The organism is Amycolatopsis sp. NPDC114505 (assembly GCF_055633615.1).
Genome location: NZ_JBVKDV010000001.1, coordinates 721,993 through 737,390, shown reverse-complemented (window position 1 = coordinate 737,390; position 15,398 = coordinate 721,993). Strand labels below are relative to the sequence as shown.

The 15,398-nt window shown below is 72.1% G+C and carries 13 protein-coding genes; 10 read left to right on the top strand and 3 right to left on the bottom strand.

Annotation, left to right across the window (positions count from 1 at the left end; translation table 11 throughout):
• Positions 1-172: 172 nt before the first annotated feature.
• Together ACZ7OU_RS03690 and ACZ7OU_RS03685 are read left to right on the top strand one after the other, a co-directional pair.
• A complete protein-coding gene (locus tag ACZ7OU_RS03690) occupies positions 173-1,216 on the top strand; it encodes an NAD-dependent epimerase/dehydratase family protein (RefSeq protein ID WP_470239666.1) in 1,044 nt (347 codons plus the stop codon).
• Positions 1,213-2,253, top strand: coding sequence for a lysophospholipid acyltransferase family protein (locus ACZ7OU_RS03685; RefSeq protein ID WP_470239665.1), 1,041 nt, complete (start codon positions 1,213-1,215; stop codon positions 2,251-2,253). Before ACZ7OU_RS03690 ends, ACZ7OU_RS03685 begins: the two co-directional genes overlap by 4 nt.
• A gap of 85 nt (positions 2,254-2,338) precedes the next feature.
• Here the strand turns inward: ACZ7OU_RS03685 and ACZ7OU_RS03680 are convergent, their stop codons facing one another.
• The 3 genes from ACZ7OU_RS03680 to ACZ7OU_RS03670 all read right to left on the bottom strand — a co-directional run bounded on the left by ACZ7OU_RS03680 (position 2,339) and on the right by ACZ7OU_RS03670 (position 5,209).
• Positions 2,339-3,232 carry an HAD family hydrolase gene (locus tag ACZ7OU_RS03680; RefSeq protein ID WP_284748125.1) on the bottom strand — a complete coding sequence of 298 codons (894 nt, stop codon included), beginning with the start codon at positions 3,230-3,232 and terminating at the stop codon, positions 2,339-2,341.
• Positions 3,233-3,332: 100 nt separating this feature from the next.
• Positions 3,333-4,403: a DUF5667 domain-containing protein gene (locus tag ACZ7OU_RS03675; protein WP_470254120.1), complete on the bottom strand. Its 1,071-nt coding sequence runs from the start codon at positions 4,401-4,403 to the stop codon at positions 3,333-3,335.
• 113 nt (positions 4,404-4,516) lie between these two features.
• On the bottom strand, positions 4,517-5,209 hold the full coding sequence (locus ACZ7OU_RS03670; protein ID WP_470239663.1) for a sigma-70 family RNA polymerase sigma factor: 693 nt from the start codon (positions 5,207-5,209) through the stop codon (positions 4,517-4,519).
• Positions 5,210-5,525: 316 nt separating this feature from the next.
• On the opposite strand from ACZ7OU_RS03670, the gene ACZ7OU_RS03665 reads away from it, so the two are divergent.
• The 8 genes from ACZ7OU_RS03665 to hemB all read left to right on the top strand — a co-directional run bounded on the left by ACZ7OU_RS03665 (position 5,526) and on the right by hemB (position 15,398).
• A complete protein-coding gene (locus tag ACZ7OU_RS03665; protein ID WP_470254119.1) occupies positions 5,526-7,043 on the top strand; it encodes an AMP-binding protein in 1,518 nt (505 codons plus the stop codon).
• 10 nt (positions 7,044-7,053) lie between these two features.
• Complete coding sequence (locus ACZ7OU_RS03660) at positions 7,054-7,290, top strand: glutaredoxin family protein (protein ID WP_470239661.1); 237 nt, start codon at positions 7,054-7,056, stop codon at positions 7,288-7,290.
• 102 nt (positions 7,291-7,392) lie between these two features.
• On the top strand, positions 7,393-8,949 hold the full coding sequence (locus tag ACZ7OU_RS03655; RefSeq protein WP_470254118.1) for a molybdopterin-dependent oxidoreductase: 1,557 nt from the start codon (positions 7,393-7,395) through the stop codon (positions 8,947-8,949).
• Positions 8,950-9,271: 322 nt separating this feature from the next.
• Positions 9,272-10,192 (top strand): redox-sensing transcriptional repressor Rex, encoded by a 921-nt coding sequence (locus ACZ7OU_RS03650; protein WP_470239659.1) that lies wholly within the window; start codon positions 9,272-9,274, stop codon positions 10,190-10,192.
• Positions 10,189-11,496 (top strand): glutamyl-tRNA reductase, encoded by a 1,308-nt coding sequence (locus ACZ7OU_RS03645; RefSeq protein WP_470254117.1) that lies wholly within the window; start codon positions 10,189-10,191, stop codon positions 11,494-11,496. Before ACZ7OU_RS03650 ends, ACZ7OU_RS03645 begins: the two co-directional genes overlap by 4 nt.
• A gap of 20 nt (positions 11,497-11,516) precedes the next feature.
• The gene (gene hemC, locus ACZ7OU_RS03640; RefSeq protein WP_470239657.1) at positions 11,517-12,446 is read left to right on the top strand and encodes a hydroxymethylbilane synthase; all 930 of its coding nucleotides are present in this window, start codon (positions 11,517-11,519) and stop codon (positions 12,444-12,446) included.
• 86 nt (positions 12,447-12,532) lie between these two features.
• Positions 12,533-14,065, top strand: coding sequence for a bifunctional uroporphyrinogen-III C-methyltransferase/uroporphyrinogen-III synthase (locus ACZ7OU_RS03635; protein ID WP_470239656.1), 1,533 nt, complete (start codon positions 12,533-12,535; stop codon positions 14,063-14,065).
• 361 nt (positions 14,066-14,426) lie between these two features.
• Complete coding sequence (gene hemB / locus ACZ7OU_RS03630) at positions 14,427-15,398, top strand: porphobilinogen synthase (RefSeq protein WP_470239655.1); 972 nt, start codon at positions 14,427-14,429, stop codon at positions 15,396-15,398.

Sequence of the window (15,398 nt, the reverse complement as noted above, 5' to 3'; positions counted from 1 at the left end):
GCGTTCGTCGCTTTACGGGGGATAGCGGTTAATAGCACGTAAGACACCCCTGAGCTACCACTGAAGAGCGGTAACATCTCAAGGGTGTCCGCGCGATGCTTCCAGTGAGTGCAGGCCCGCGCACTTCGGGTGATCGTCCACCCCCACCACGCCCTACGCCGCAGGGAGTCGCATGCCGTCGAACATCGTGCTCGTCACCGGAGTCGCCGGCGAACTGGGCGGGAAACTCCTCGCCCGGCTGGGCAACAACCCCGACTTCGAGCGGGTCATCGGTGTCGACACGGTCGCCCCGGACAAGACGGTCCTGCAGCGCATGGGCCACGCGGAATTCGTCCGCGCGGACATCCGGAACCCCTTGATCGCCAAGGTGATCAGCACCGCGAAGGTCGACACGGTCGTGCACGCGTCGTGCACCGCGCACCCGGCCGGCCCCGGGCGCCGCACCGCCATCAAGGAAGTCAACGTCATCGGCACCATGCGGCTGCTGGCCGCGTGCCAGCGCTCGCCGCTGGTCCGCAAGCTGGTGGTCAAGTCGACGGCGGCGGTGTACGGCGCCGGCGCGCGCTCGCAGGCGGTGTTCACCGAGGACTCCGAGCTGATCCCGACGTCGTCCAGCGGGTACGCGAAGGACGCCGTCGAGATGGAGGGGTACGTGCGCGGCCTGGTCCGGCGCCGTCCCGACATCACCACGACGCTGTTCCGCTTCGCCAACATCATCGGGCCGTCGACCGACACTGTCCTTTCGCGCTACTTCGCGCTCCCGGTCGTGCCGACCGTTTTCGGTTACGACGCCCGCATCCAGCTGCTGCACTCTTCGGACGCGCTGGCGGTGCTGGAACGCGCGTCCCTGAACGACAAACCCGGCGTGTTCAACGTCGGCTCCGAAGGGGTACTCACCCTTTCGCAGGCGATCCGGCGAGCGGGCCGGGTCGAGCTGCCGATGCCGCGGACGGTGGTGCCGTCGGTCGGGAAAGTGCTGCGCGGCGCCCGCGTGGTCGACTTCTCCGCCGACCAGGTCCGGTTGCTGAACTTCGGCCGGGTCGTCGACATCACCAAGCTGAAGACCGAGTTCGGGTACACCCCGCGGTGGACCACGCGTGAGGCGTTCGACGACTACATCGTGGGACGCGGGCTCCGGCCGGTGCTCGACGGCGGCAAGCTGGCGGGCCTGGCCGGCAAGGTGCTCGTCGCCGCGGCGACGGGGCAGAGCCGATGAGCAGGCCGCACGACTTCGACGACTTGGGAAGCGAGGCGGGAACGGTGGGCGGTGCCGAGGCGCAGGTCATCCCCCTGCACGGACCGGGCCGGGAGAAACCGGACGCTCTGACCGCGGAACGCGATCTCCGTGAGGACGAAGCCGCCCGCGACGCGCCGGTGGTCGCCTTCCCCGGCGCGGACCAGCCGGCCCCCGAAGAACCCCTTTCGGCCGCCGCTCGCTCGGCGCTCGGCTTCATCCGCGACCGGCTGACCGGCGACTACACGGTCGACGAGTTCGGGTTCGACGCCGAGCTGACCGACGCGGTCTTCCTGCCGCCGCTGCGCGCGCTGTACAAGAAGTGGTTCCGCGTCGACACGTTCGGTGTCGAGAACCTCCCGGCGTCGGGCGGCGCGCTCCTCGTGTCGAACCATTCGGGCACGGTGCCGCTGGACTCGCTGATGACGGCGGTGGCGGTCCACGACGAAACCGGCGGCCGGCACCTGCGCGGCCTTGGCGCCGACCTGGTGTTCCAGCTGCCGCTGGTGGGCTCGTTCGCCCGCAAGTCCGGCCAGACGCTGGCCTGCAACGCGGACGCGGAACGCCTCCTGGGCAACGGTGAGCTGGTCGGCGTGTGGCCGGAAGGCTTCAAGGGCGTCGGAAAGCCGTTCTCGTCGCGCTACAAGCTGCAGCGCTTCGGCCGCGGCGGCTTCGTGTCCGCGGCGCTGCGCGCGGGTGTCCCGATCATCCCGGTGTCGGTGATCGGCGCGGAGGAGATCTACCCGAAGCTGGGCGACATCAAGATCCTGGCGCGCATGTTCGGGCTGCCGTACTTCCCGGTGACGCCGCTCTTCCCGCTGTTCGGCGCGCTGGGCGCGATCCCGCTGCCGACGAAGTGGACCATCGAGTTCGGCGAGCCGATCGCGACGGACTCGTACGGCCCGGAGGCGGTGGACGACCCGATGCTGGTGTTCCAGCTGACGGACCAGGTGCGCGAGTCGATCCAGCAGACGCTGTACCAGCGCCTTTCGCAGCGGAAGTCGATCTTCCGCGGCTGACCGCTCCGTGTCGTCGCCCCGAGTCGACACGCGTGATTGAACGGACGACGCGCGGCACAGCGGCTGGCCGCTCCGGAACCGGCGGTCAGCGGCGGCGGTAGGCCATCCCGGCCGCCACCGCGCCGGCCAGCGCGCCCGCGCCCAGCACCGACGGCACGCCGATCTTCGCCGCCTTGCGGCCGGTCCGGAAGTCGCGGATCTCCCAGCCGCGCGCCCGGGCCACGTCACGGAGGCCGCCGTCCGGGTTGACCGCCACCGCGGTGCCCACCGCCGACAGCATCGGGATGTCGTTCGCGGAGTCCGAATAAGCCGTGCAGCGCTTGAGGTTCAGGCCCTCGCGGGACGCCAGCGCGCGCACCGCGTGCGCCTTCGCGCGGCCGTGCAGGAGGTCGCCCACCAGGCGTCCTGTGTAGACGCCGTCGCGGGTTTCCGCCACCGTGCCCAACGCGCCCGTCAGCCCGAGGCGGCGCGAGATGATCGCCGCCAGCTCGATCGGGGTCGCCGTCACCAGCCAGACCCGCTGGCCCGCGTCCAGGTGCATCTGGGCGAGCGCGCGCGTGCCGGACCAGATCTTGTCCGCCATCAGCTCGTCGTAGATCTCTTCGCTGATCGACGTCAGCTCCGCCACCGTGCGACCGGCCACAAAGGACAGAGCCCGCTCGCGGTGGGTCTTGATGTCTTCCTTGTTCTCGCGGCCGCCGAGGCGGAACTTGATCTGGCCCCAGACGAACCCGGCCAGGTCCGACGACGTGAAGAACTTCCGCGCCGCGAGCCCGCGGGCGAAGTAGAAGATCGACGCGCCCATCATCATCGTGTTGTCGACGTCGAAGAACGCGGCCGCGGTCAGGTCCGGCGGCGCGGGCGGGGCGGGAGGCTCGGCGACCACGCGGGCGTGGGCGGCCTCGGCCGACGCCTCGCCCGCGATCGTGGCGAGCCGTTCCAGCTCCTGACTCTTATCCCTGCCACGCCAAGCTGACACGCACACCGCCTCCACGTCTGCCCACGTCCGGCCACGTCTCCCGGTCCTTCGCACAGCGTAGCGAGCCGCCCACCGGCCCGTCGCAGGTGTGGCCCGGACCTCAGCCGATCACGATCGGCGGCAGACCCGGGAGCAGCGGCGGGATCGAAATCAGCGGCGGCGGCTGCGTGGTCGACGTCACCGGGGGCCGCTGCGTGGTCGTCGGAACCTGGCCGTACACCGGCGGCGGCGTCACCCCGCCGGTCGGCTGGGGCGAGCCCGGGGTCGCGGTCGCGTCCGACGGCGGCAGCTCGGTGCCGGTCGGCGTCGGCGAGGTGCTCTCCGCCGAGGGCGCGGTCGACGCCGACGTCGGTTCGCCGCCGGACGAGGGGGCCGGCCGCTGCGTGCACTCGCCGGTCGCCGGGAGCGGGCCGAGGTCGTCGGACGTGCCGGTGGTGATCTGGTAGCAGTTCATCCGCTCGACCAGCCCGCTCGTGCGCTCCTGGACCTTGCCGAGCAGGTCGCGCACGTCGCCGAACACCGTCGCCGCGTCGGCGGGGAGGGCGGGCTGCTGAGCCGCGAGCCGCGCCGCCTGGTTCCGCGCCCACAGCCGGACGTCCGACAGTGCCTGCGTGCCGCCGCTGTCGCTGGTCGCCACCGCGGCCATCTGGGCGACGCCGGCGCGGAGGTCGGTCGCGAAGTCGTCGTACGCCGTCCGGTAGGCGGCCTCGCTCGCGCCCTTCTCGGCGAGCTCGCCGAGCTCGGTGACGCGGTTGGTGGCGAACTCGAGGTGCTTGTTCGCCTTCGCCTGGTCACCGAACGTCAGGCCCAGCGCCGTCGACTCGCCGGCCCGCTTGACGCCGTACAGCGCGTCGCCCGGCAACGCGGTGCGCGAGAGCACCAGGGCCAGGCCGGAGAGGACGAGGAAGAGGAAGAGCGCGGCGGCCACCAGGTCGGCGGTCCGCGGCCGCCACCTCCGACGCGGGGTGACCGCCGCCGTCTCCAAGCGGCCCGCGATCTCCGCGCGGATCCGCTGCCGGGTCTCCAGGTCCGGGGCCCCAGCCGCACCGAGCTCGCGCAGCGCACCGACGAGAGCCAGCTCGTCGGCGAACTCGCCGTCCCGGCGTACCGGGGACGGCTCCAGGGCACGCGCGAACCGCTCTACGTCGGCTCGCTCACGCGCAAACCTCACTGCGCTGCTCCATCTCGGGCCTTGGCCGGTCCTGACACCGGTCTGGCAGGAGTAACGATCCAGAAGGCGTCAGGGTTACCGGTTTCGGTCGACGGGCCGAAAAGTTCGCGGGATCAGCGCAATCCGGTGGGCAGAAGTTGTGCCAAACGGCGTACCGCGCGGTGCTGGAGCGCCTTGATCGCGCCCTCGTTGCGGTTCATGATCTCGGCCGTCTCGGCCACCGACAGGCCCTGCAGGAACCGCAGGATGATGCATTCCCGCTGGTCATCGCCCAGTTCGGCGACGCAGCGCAGCAGCTCGGTGCGGGTCGCGCGGCTGATCGCCTCCTGCTCCGGACCCGCCTGGACGCTCGCCCCGACGCTGAAGGGCGCCGAACCCGGTTCGGTCACCTCGTCGGTGACGACCTCGAGGCGGAACCGGCTCGACTTCACGTGGTCGAGCACGAGGTTGCGGGCGATGGTGACGAACCAGGCGCCGACGTCACGTCCCTGGTAGCTCACCGACGTGATCCGGCGCAGCGCGCGCAGGAACGTCTCGCTGGTGACGTCCTCGGCCAGGTCGCGGTCGCCCAGCCGGAAGAGCACGTACCGGTAGACGACGTCGACGTAGCGGTCGTAGAGCCGGCCGAACGCGGACGAGTCGCCGTCCTGCGCGGCGCGCACCAGGTCCCAGGCCTCGGCCTTGGCCGCCTCGGCGCGCTCCTCGTCGACCGCTTGCCTGCTCATCGGCACGGACGTCGAGCGGCCGAAGACGCGCTCGGCGAACATGAAGACGGGCCCGCGGCTCACGGCGGTCGGCACGGTCATCGGGCGGCACCTCCGGCGGCGGCTTCGGCCCAGTGGTGGGCCACGGTACCCCCGGAACCCCGGCGAGCAGGGGCCTGCCGGCTCGCATGCCCCACGACCTCGTGGGCAGGCAAGTTCGTCACGGCGACTCCCTCTCTCCGGTCATGGCGGTGATCAACAACACCCCACGACGCAGTGCAGCATACGTGTAGTTACCGCGAAGTAGGTAGTGGCTCCGGGGTTGCAGAAACGCGACGCTCGCGGTCAGCACCCATGACGTCGCTCCGAATGACAGACTTGCAACGGTTTGGTCCGGGCGAGGAGAGGTGGACCGCGGGTGAGTGCTCCAGAGGGGACGCAGGCGGGGGTCGGCGGGCTGCTCACGCGGGCCGCGGCCACGTGGCCGGACCACCCGGCCGTGCAGGAGACGGGCACCGGGCGCGGACTGACGTACCGCCAGGTCGAGGCGGCCGCGCAGGCCCAGGCCAGGCGGCTGGCGGACGCGGGCGTCGAGCCCGGCGACCGCGTCGCGCTGCGGCTGCCGACGTCGGTGGACTTCGTGGTCGCCCTGTTCGGCGCGCTGCGCGCCGGGGCGGTCGTCGTGCCGCTGTCGCCGCAGGCGCCGGGGCCCGAGCTCGAGAAGCTGCTCGAGCACAGCGGTGCCAAGGTTGTCATCACGCGCGACGCCGAAGAGGCGCTCCCGGACGGCGTGAGCGGGCTCACTCCGGAATCCGACCCGGATGGAGCAGCCGAGCCCGCCGGAGCCGGCCGGGACGGCTCCGGCGAGGACATCGCCGTCGTCTCGTACACGTCGGGCACCACCGGCCCGCCGCGCGGCGTGATGCTCTCGCACCGCGCGCTGCTGGCGAACCTGGAGCAGCTGAGCGGCGTCGAAGGCGTCCTCACCCACGACGACCGCGTGCTGATCACCATCCCGCTCTTCCACGTCTACGGCCTCGGGCCCGGCCTGCTGCAGGCGGTGTCCGTGGGCGCGACGGCGATCCTGTCGGAGCGCTTCGAGGCGCAGCGCACGCTGGACGACTGCGCCGAACACGGCGTCACGACCATCACCGGCGTCCCGACCATGTACTCGGAGTTCGCCGCGCTCGGCTCCGAAGAGCTGAGCCGGGGGCTGGCGACCGTCCGGCGGATGACGTCGGGCGCCGCGCCGCTGCACCCGAAGGTGCTGGGCGCGATCCGCGAGGCCACCGGCGTCGACGTCTACGAGGGCTATGGGCTCACCGAGTGCGCGCCGGTGGTGACGTCGACGCTGGTCACCGGCTACCCGAAGCCCGGTTCGGTCGGGCGCCCGCTGCCCGGGATCGAGCTGCGGCTGGTCGACAGCGACGGTACCGACCAGGCCGTGCCGCTGGACCCGGACGACGTCGACGACGTCTTCGAGGCCGAAGGCGAGACGGGGCTGGTGTCGATCCGCGGCGCGAACCTCTTCTCCGGCTACTGGCCCGACGGCGGCCACGGGCCGGACGACGAGGGCTGGTTCCGCACCGGCGACGTCGGCTACCTCGACGTCGACGGCGACCTGCACCTGGTCGACCGGGCCAACGACCTGATCATCGTCAACGGCTTCAACGTCTTCCCGAACGAGGTCGAGTCGGTCATCGGGCAGCTGCCGGAGGTGGCCGAGGCCGCCGTCGTCGGGGTCGTGGACGAGCGAAGCGGCGAAGCGGTGAAGGCGTTCGTGGTGCCGGCTGCGGGGGCGTCGCTGTCCGAACAGCAGGTCGTCGACCACTGCGCGGCCCACCTCGCCGGGTACAAGGTGCCGCACGCGGTGGAGTTCGCCGAGTCGCTGCCGCACTCGGCCACCGGCAAGCTGCGCCGCGTGCGGTTGCGGTAGTACTGACGGCATGGCGCACGAAGTGACGGTGATGAGCCGGGCCGGCTGCCACCTCTGCGAGGTCGCGGAGGCGGACGTCGCCCGGATCTGCGGTGAGCTCGGAGCCGCGTGGAAGACGGAGGACGTCGACACGGACCCGGAGTGGCGCGCGGAGTACGGCGACCGCGTCCCGGTGATCCTGGTCGACGGCGCCGAGCACGGGTACTGGCGCGTGGAAGAGGACCGGTTGCGGAAGGCGCTGGCCTGACGCGGGCGCTTTCGCCCGTCGTGTCCGGCCTCCCGGAAGCCGTAACACGCTCGTAAGGGGGATCGGGCAGCCTTCCGGAGCGAGTGCTCCGAAGATGGAGGCGTGAGCACTCTGCAGGAAGCGCCGCCCGAAGCGCCAAGGCGGCTTTCGCTGCCCGTCGCCACCCTCATCGGGCTTCTCGCGCTGGCCGCGGCCCTCGGGGTCGGGCACCTCGTCGCGGGCTTCGTCGGCTACACCGCTTCGCCGTTCATCGCGGTCGCCAACTACGTCATCGACCACAGCCCGACCGGGATCGTGAAGTGGGCCGAGCGGACGCTGGGCACCTGGGACAAGCCGGTCCTCAAGATCGGGCTCGCCGTCGTGCTCGTCCTGTTCGCGCTGCTCGCGGGCCAGCTCTCGCGCCGGACGCCGCGGGCCGGGCAGGTCCTCGTCTTCCTGCTCGGCGCCGCCGGGGTCGCCGCCGTCTACGCGCGCAGCGACCTCGGGCAGGTCTCGCTGCTCGCGCCGGTCGCCGCCCTCGTCGCCGGGCTCGTCGTGTTCACCCAGCTGCACCGGATCGCGCTGCCCGTGGACGTCGTGCACGACCGGGGCTTCGACCGCCGGAAGTTCCTGCGCGCCGGGGTCGGCGTCGCCGCGGGTTCGGGGATCGCCGCCGTCGTCGGCCAGGTGGCCGGGACCAGCTCGAACGCCGAGGACTCCCGGGCCGCCGTCGGGCCGCTCGTTCCCGCGCGCACCGCGCCGCCGCTGCCCGCGGACGCCGACTTCGCGAAGCTGGGCTCGCCGCCGTTCCTCACCCCGAACGGCGACTTCTACCGCATCGACACCGCGCTGGTCGTGCCGCAGATCCGCACCGAGGACTGGAGCCTCAAGATCCACGGCATGGTCGACAAGGAGGTCACCTTCTCCTACGCCGACATCCGCAACCGGCCGCTGGTCGAGCGCCGCGTCACGCTCACCTGCGTCTCCAACGAGGTCGGCGGCCCGCTGATCTCGAACGCGACCTGGCTCGGCGTCGACCTCGTCGACCTGCTCGACGAAGCCGGCGTGCAGACCGGCGCCGAGCAGATGTTCGCCACCAGCGTCGACGGCTGGACGTGCGGCACCCCGGCGAACGTCGCGCTCGACCCGCAGCGCGGCGCGATGCTGGCGATCGGCATGAACGGCGAGCCGCTGCCGGTCGAGCACGGCTTCCCGGCGCGGCTCGTCATCCCGGGTCTCTACGGCTACGTCTCCGCGACGAAGTGGGTCGAATCCCTCGAATTCACGAAGTGGGACGCCCGGCAGGCGTACTGGCTCAGCCGCGGCTGGGCCGAGCAGGCGCCGATCAAGACGGAGTCCCGGATCGACACGCCGAGCGGCTTCGCCGGCGTCACCGCGGGCAAGGTCCGGCTGGCCGGCACGGCGTGGGCGCAGCACACCGGCATCGCGAAGGTCGAGGTGCGGCTGGACCAGGGCCCGTGGCAGCCGGCGGTGCTCTCGGCCGAGGTGAGCAAGGACACCTGGCGCATGTGGTGGGTCGAGCTGGACGTGCCGAAGGGGACGCACCAGGCGTTCGTCCGGGCGACCGACCAGGACGGCTACACGCAGACGGAGAACCGCGCGGACCCGGTCCCCGACGGTGCCACCGGCTGGCACTCGGTGACCCTCGACGCCCACTGAGGGTGACTGGCGCGCCGGAGCCGTTCGGCGCGCCCGGCGGGCCGCTCGCCGCGTCGCGACGGCGGGCTCCCGATCACCCCCGGCACCCGCGAACCCCCGGAAGTGCCTGGCGGACAAGGATTCTGACGCGGTGTCATGATCGCGCGGCCCCCGGAACCGCCTCCGACCAGTGACTTTGTGCGCGCGTTCACAAGTGGTCTACCGTAGGACCATCGCCCCCGGGCGGTCCGCATCGAACCGGACCCCGCGCCCTGGGTCAAGACACAGTTCGGCAAGGCCGTGGCGATGGCCGCCGGGTGCACAGCGGGCAGGAGACGACGGCGTGGTGACACAGCGGGGGCGGCGCGACGACGCGGACTCCCCGGGCCGGGCGCCGCGCCGGGCGCGCCGCCGGGACACCCCGGACGCCGACAACGCGCCGACCGCCGAAATCCCCGCCGTACCCGCCGCGGGCAACGGCCGCGGTCCCACCGGGGATGCCCCCGAGGCCGTCCGGGCGAAGCAGATCCCCGAGGCCGCGGTGGCCCGTCTCGCCGTCTACCTCCGCGTCCTGTCCGGAATGTCCGAGCAGGGCGCGACGACCGTTTCGAGCGAGGAACTCTCGCAAGCCGCCGGCGTCAATTCCGCCAAATTGCGCAAAGACCTGTCGTACCTCGGCTCGTACGGCACCCGCGGCGTCGGCTACGAAGTCAGCGTCCTGGTCAGCCAGATCGAGCGCATCCTCGGCCTGACCCGGCAGCACAAAGTGGCCGTGGTCGGGATCGGAAACCTGGGTCACGCGCTGGCCAACTACGGCGGCTTCCCGGGGCGCGGGTTCCCGGTCGAAGCGCTGTTCGACCTGGACGCGGACCTGATCGGCGTGCCGGTCGGCGGCCTCCCGGTGTCGCACATGGACGACATCCCGCGGGTCTGCGCCGAGCGCGGCATCTCCATCGGCGTGATCGCCACGCCGCCGACCGCCGCGCAATCGGTGTGTGACCGCCTGGTCGCGGGCGGTGTCCAGTGCATCCTCAACTTCGCCCCGGTCGTGCTGCAGGTTCCTGCTCACATCGAGGTCCGCAAAGTGGATTTGGCCGTCGAGCTGCAGATACTCTCGTTCCATGTAGCCCGCCGCGCGGATGACGCCGCCGGCAATCAGGGCAATTCCGGATTACCCGGGACAGGCCTGCCGTCCGAGAATGGGAAGGGCGGCCGGAACGGTTCGGGCCCGGACGGCGGACGGGAAATGGTGGTGCGCTCATGAGCGTGTTGGCGGTCGGTCTCTCGCATCGGAGTGCGGAGCTGAGCACGCTCGAGCGCGTCGCGGTCCCCGCACCGGAGATCGGCAAGATCCTCGACGAGCTGCAGCAGGCCGAGCACATCAGCGAGGTCATGCTCGTCTCGACGTGCAACCGCATCGAGGTCTACGCGGTCGTCGAGGCGTTCCACGGCGGTCTCAACGACGTCACCGACGTGCTCTCCCGCCAGGCCGGGATGGAAGCCGCGGAGCTGTACGACAGCCTGTACGTCCACTACGCCGGTGCCGCCGTCGAGCACCTGTTCTCCGTCACCTCGGGCCTGGACTCGATGGTCGTCGGCGAGACGCAGATCCTCGGCCAGATCCGGTCCGCCTACGCCACCGCGCGCGAGGCCGGCACCGTCGGCCGCACGCTGCACGAGCTCATCCAGACCACCCTGCGCGTCGGCAAGCGCGTGCACACCGAGACCGGGCTCGACCAGCTCGGCGCGTCGGTCGTCTCCGAGGCGCTCGCCGCGGCCGGGGACATCGCCGGCAAGCACGCCGTCATCGTCGGCGCCGGTTCGATGGGCGCGCTGAGCGCGTCGCAGCTGCGCAAGGCCGGGATCGGCGAGATCACCGTCGCCAACCGCACCGACGCCCGCGCCCGCCGGCTCGCCGCGAACGTCACCGAGCAGGGCGTCCCCGCCCGCGCGGTCCCGCTGTCCCACGTCGCCGACGCCGTGCGCGACGCCGACATCGTGATCTGCTGCACCGGCGCCCAGGACGCCGTCTTCGGCCCGGCGCAGGTGCTGCCCCGCGGCAACCGCGACCTGGTCGTCTGCGACCTCGGCCTGCCCCGCGACGTCGACCCGGCGGTCGGCGAGCTGGCCGGCGTGCGGGTCGTCGACCTGGCCACCGTCCAGCGCCGGATGCGCGAAGCCGGCACCCCGACCACCGAGCGCCAGACGGCCAAGGCGACCGGGATCGTCCTCGACGAGGTGCGCGACTACCTCGCCGGGCAGCGCAGCGCCGAGGTGACCCCGACGGTGACGGCGTTGCGCCGCCGCGCGGCCGAGGTCGTCGACGCCGAGCTGCTGCGGCTGGACCACCGGCTGCCCGACCTCGACGGCGCCGTCCGCGAAGAGGTCGGCCGCACGGTCCGCCGGGTGGTCGACAAGCTGCTGCACGCGCCGACGGTGCGGGTCAAGCAGCTGGCCGCCGAGACGGCCGACACCGACTACGCGAACGCGTTGCGAGAACTGTTCTGCCTCGACCCGCAGGCGCCCGCCGCGGTGGCGAGCCCGAAGCCCCCACCGGAGAAGAAGTAGTAGTGACCAGAGTCATTCGCATGGGCACGCGTGGTTCGAAGCTCGCGCTCGCCCAGACCGGGACCGTCGCCGACGCCCTGCGCGCCACCGGCGCCGAGGTCGAGATCGTCAAGGTGACCACCCCCGGTGACCAGTCCTCCGCGCCGATTCCCACGATCGGGGTCGGCGTGTTCACCTCGGCGCTGCGGGAAGCCTTGCAGCGCAACGAGGTCGACGTCATCGTCCACTCGTACAAGGATCTGCCGACCGCGCCGGAGCCGGGCATCTCGCTCGCCGCCGTGCCGCCCCGCGCGGACCCGCGGGACGCGCTGATCGCCCGGGACGGGCTGACCCTGGGCGAGCTGCCGCCGGGCTCCACGGTGGGCACGGGCTCGCCGCGGCGCACCGCGCAGCTGCGCGCGCTGGGTCTCGGTTTGGAAATCGTGCCGATTCGCGGCAATATCGACACCCGCATGCGCAAGGTCACCGACGGCGAGCTCGATGCCGTGGTGCTCGCGCGTGCCGGACTGGCCAGGGTCGGACTGGCCGAGGCGATCACCGAGACCCTCGACCCGATCCAGATGCTGCCCGCGCCCGCCCAGGGCGCGCTGGCGGTGGAGTGCCGGGCCGCCGACGTGGACCTCGAGCACCTGCTCGCATCCACATTGGACGACGAGGGCACGCGGGCCGCGGTGACGGCCGAGCGTGCTCTGCTGGCCGCGCTCGAGGCGGGGTGCAGCGCGCCGGTGGGCGCGCTCGCCGAGATCGTCGAAGATCTCGACGCCGAGGGCAAGGTCGTGGAACGGATCTCGCTGCGCGGCACCGCCGCGGTCGACGGCGAGGACGGCGCGGTGGACATGGTCCGGGCCATCGCGCTGGCCGACAAGCACCAGGCCGCCCAGCTGGGCAAGGACCTGGCCGCCGAGCTGCTGGACCTCGGTGCCGGAGCCCTCTCCGGCCCCGCTCAGTAGCGCTCTCGCGAGCGCTTCGAAAAGAGACGTAGGAGACCTGCGTCCGTGCATTCGCGCACGGCCGCCGCAAGAGGAGAAACGCACAGATGACCCCCGCGCGAAAGACCACCGGGCGCGTAGCGTTCGTGGGCTCCGGGCCCGGCGACGCCGGCCTGCTCACGGTCCGTGCCCAGGAACTGCTCGCCAAGGCCGAGGTCGTGGTGACCGACCCCGACGTGCCCCAGGCCGTGCTGGCCATGGCGGCCGAGGGCGCCGAGGTCCGGCCCGCCGTCGGCGAGGCCACCGAGGTCGCCAAGGACCTCACCGCCGAGGCCAAGGCCGGCCGGCTGGTGCTGCGCCTGATCTCGGGCGACCCGCTGACGACCCCGGCCGTGGTGGCCGAGGTGCAGGCGGTCGCGCGCACGAGCGCCGTGTTCGACATCATCCCGGGCGTCTCGCCGGGCGCGGCCGTCCCGGCGTACGCGGGCGTCGCGCTGGGCGGCACGCACACCGAGGTCGACGTCCGCGGCGATGTCGACTGGGCCGCCCTGGCCGCCTCCCCGGGCCCGCTGGTCCTGCACGCGACGTCGGCCCACCTGGCCGAGGCCGCGTCGGCGCTGACCGGCAACGGCGTCCCGGCGTCGACCCCGGTCGCGGTGACCGCGAACGGCACGATCAACACCCAGCGCACCCTCGACACCACGCTCGAGAAGGTCGCCAACGACGCGGGCGAGCTCGTCGGGCCGCTGATCGTCACGATCGGCCAGGCCGCCGGGCACCGCTCGAAGCTGTCCTGGTGGGAGTCGCGCGCGCTGTACGGCTGGAAGGTCCTGGTGCCGCGCACCAAGGAGCAGGCCGGCGAGATGGCCGAGCGCCTGCGCGGCCACGGCGCGACGTCGCACGAGGTCCCGACGATCTCGGTCGAGCCGCCCCGCAGCCCGGCGCAGATGGAGCGCTCGGTCAAGGGCCTGGTCGACGGCCGCTACCAGTGGATCGTCTTCACCTCCACCAACGCGGTCCGCGCGGTGTGGGAGAAGTTCGAGGAGTTCGGGCTCGACGCTCGTGCGTTCTCGGGCGTGAAGATCGCCTGCGTCGGCGCGGCCACCGCGGAGAAGGTCCGCTCGTTCGGCATCATCCCCGAGCTGGTCCCGTCGGGTGAGCAGTCGTCGGAAGGCCTGCTGGCCGAGTTCCCGCCGTACGACGACGTGCTCGACCCGGTCGACCGCGTCCTGCTCCCACGGGCGGACATCGCCACGGAGACCCTGTCGGCCGGCCTGCGCGAGCGCGGCTGGGAGATCGACGACGTGACGGCCTACCGGACCGTCCGGGCGGCGCCGCCGCCCGCCGAGACCCGCGAGATGATCAAGACCGGCGGGTTCGACGCGGTCTGCTTCACCTCGTCCTCGACCGTGCGCAACCTGGTCGGCATCGCCGGCAAGCCGCACACCCGCACGCTGGTCGCGTGCATCGGCCCGAAGACCGCGGAGACGGCGGTCGAGTTCGGGCTGCGGGTCGACGTCCAGCCGGAGAAGGCGGACGTGCCGCACCTGGTGGACGCTTTGGCTGAGCACGCCGCGCGGCTTCGCGCGGAGGGTGCACTGCCGCCGCCGCGGAAGGCGAAGCGGGCTCGTCGCTCCTGAGGTTCTGCAGTTCGTGAAGGCCGTCCCGGTTCGCCGGGGCGGCCTTCACGGCTTTTCGGCTCAGAACCCGTCGACGCCTTGGGCCTTCACTCCGAGGCAGCTCGGCGCGTTGCCCGCCCCGCCGTGTGTCCTGCGGGTTGAGGTCGAAGCCGACCACCGCGAACGGCCGGGCCTGTTACGCCTCCGGACGCTCACCAGCAGCCGCCGCCGCGCTCGGAGCCGACGCTCTGCCAACTCCCGCCACTCCCGGTGAGCCGCCTGTTCGCCCTCGCGGGTCGCGACCGGTGCGCTCACCGATCGGAAAGGGCCGCTGAGCACCCTTGCGGAACGCCGCCTGTCCGGGCAGGGGTAACTTGGAAGGGTGTTCCCAGAGCATCGTCCCCGCAGGCTCCGCACCACCCCGGCCATGCGTCGCTTGGTGGGTGAGACGACGCTGCGGCCACGCCAGCTGATCCTCCCCATGTTCGTCGCCGAAGGGCTCGATGCTCCGAAGGCGATCTCGAGCATGCCGGGCGTCGTGCAGCACACCCGTGACACGCTGCGGAAGGCCGCCGTCGATGCGGTCAACGCCGGGGTTGGCGGGCTCATGCTCTTCGGCGTCCCCGAGCACCGCGACGCCGAGGGTTCCGGGGCCGTCGATGAGAACGGCATCCTCAACGTCGCCCTGCGCGACCTGCGGCACGAGCTCGGCGATGCCACCGTGCTGATGGCCGACACCTGCCTCGACGAGTTCACCGACCACGGCCACTGCGGCGTCCTGGACGCCGACGGCGGGGTCGACAACGACGCCACCCTGCGCCTCTACGCCGAGATGGCCGTCGCGCAGGCCGAAGCCGGGGCGCACGTGCTCGGGCCGTCCGGGATGATGGACGGGCAGATCGGCGTCATCCGCCGGGCGCTCGACGAGGTCGGCCACAGCGACAAGGCCATCCTCGCCTACGCCGCGAAGTACGCCAGCGCGTTCTACGGCCCCTTCCGCGAGGCCGTCGACTCGCAGCTCAAGGGCGACCGCAAGACCTACCAGCAGGACCCGGGCAACGCCCGCGAAGCGCTGCGCGAGATCGAGCTCGACCTCGCCGAGGGCGCGGACATGATCATGGTCAAGCCCGCGCTGTCCTATTTGGACGTCATCAAGGCGGCCGCGGACATCTCCCCGGTGCCGGTGGCGGCGTACAACATCTCGGGCGAGTACGCGATGGTCGAGGCCGCCGCGGCGAACGGCTGGCTCGACCGCGAACGCACGGTCCTCGAGGTGCTGACGTCGATCCGCCGCGCGGGCGCCGACATGATCCTCACGTACTGGGCCGCCGAAGCCGCTGCCTGGCTGGACTGA

Coding starts and splice junctions, on each gene's coding strand:
- ACZ7OU_RS03690 (WP_470239666.1), top strand. CDS start 173: ATGCCGTCGAACATCGTGCTCGTCACCGGAGTCGCCGGCGAACTGGGC.
- ACZ7OU_RS03645 (WP_470254117.1), top strand. CDS start 10,189: ATGAGCGTGTTGGCGGTCGGTCTCTCGCATCGGAGTGCGGAGCTGAGC.
- ACZ7OU_RS03660 (WP_470239661.1), top strand. CDS start 7,054: ATGGCGCACGAAGTGACGGTGATGAGCCGGGCCGGCTGCCACCTCTGC.
- ACZ7OU_RS03670 (WP_470239663.1), bottom strand. CDS start 5,209: ATGACCGTGCCGACCGCCGTGAGCCGCGGGCCCGTCTTCATGTTCGCC.
- ACZ7OU_RS03685 (WP_470239665.1), top strand. CDS start 1,213: ATGAGCAGGCCGCACGACTTCGACGACTTGGGAAGCGAGGCGGGAACG.
- ACZ7OU_RS03635 (WP_470239656.1), top strand. CDS start 12,533: ATGACCCCCGCGCGAAAGACCACCGGGCGCGTAGCGTTCGTGGGCTCC.
- hemC (WP_470239657.1), top strand. CDS start 11,517: ATGGGCACGCGTGGTTCGAAGCTCGCGCTCGCCCAGACCGGGACCGTC.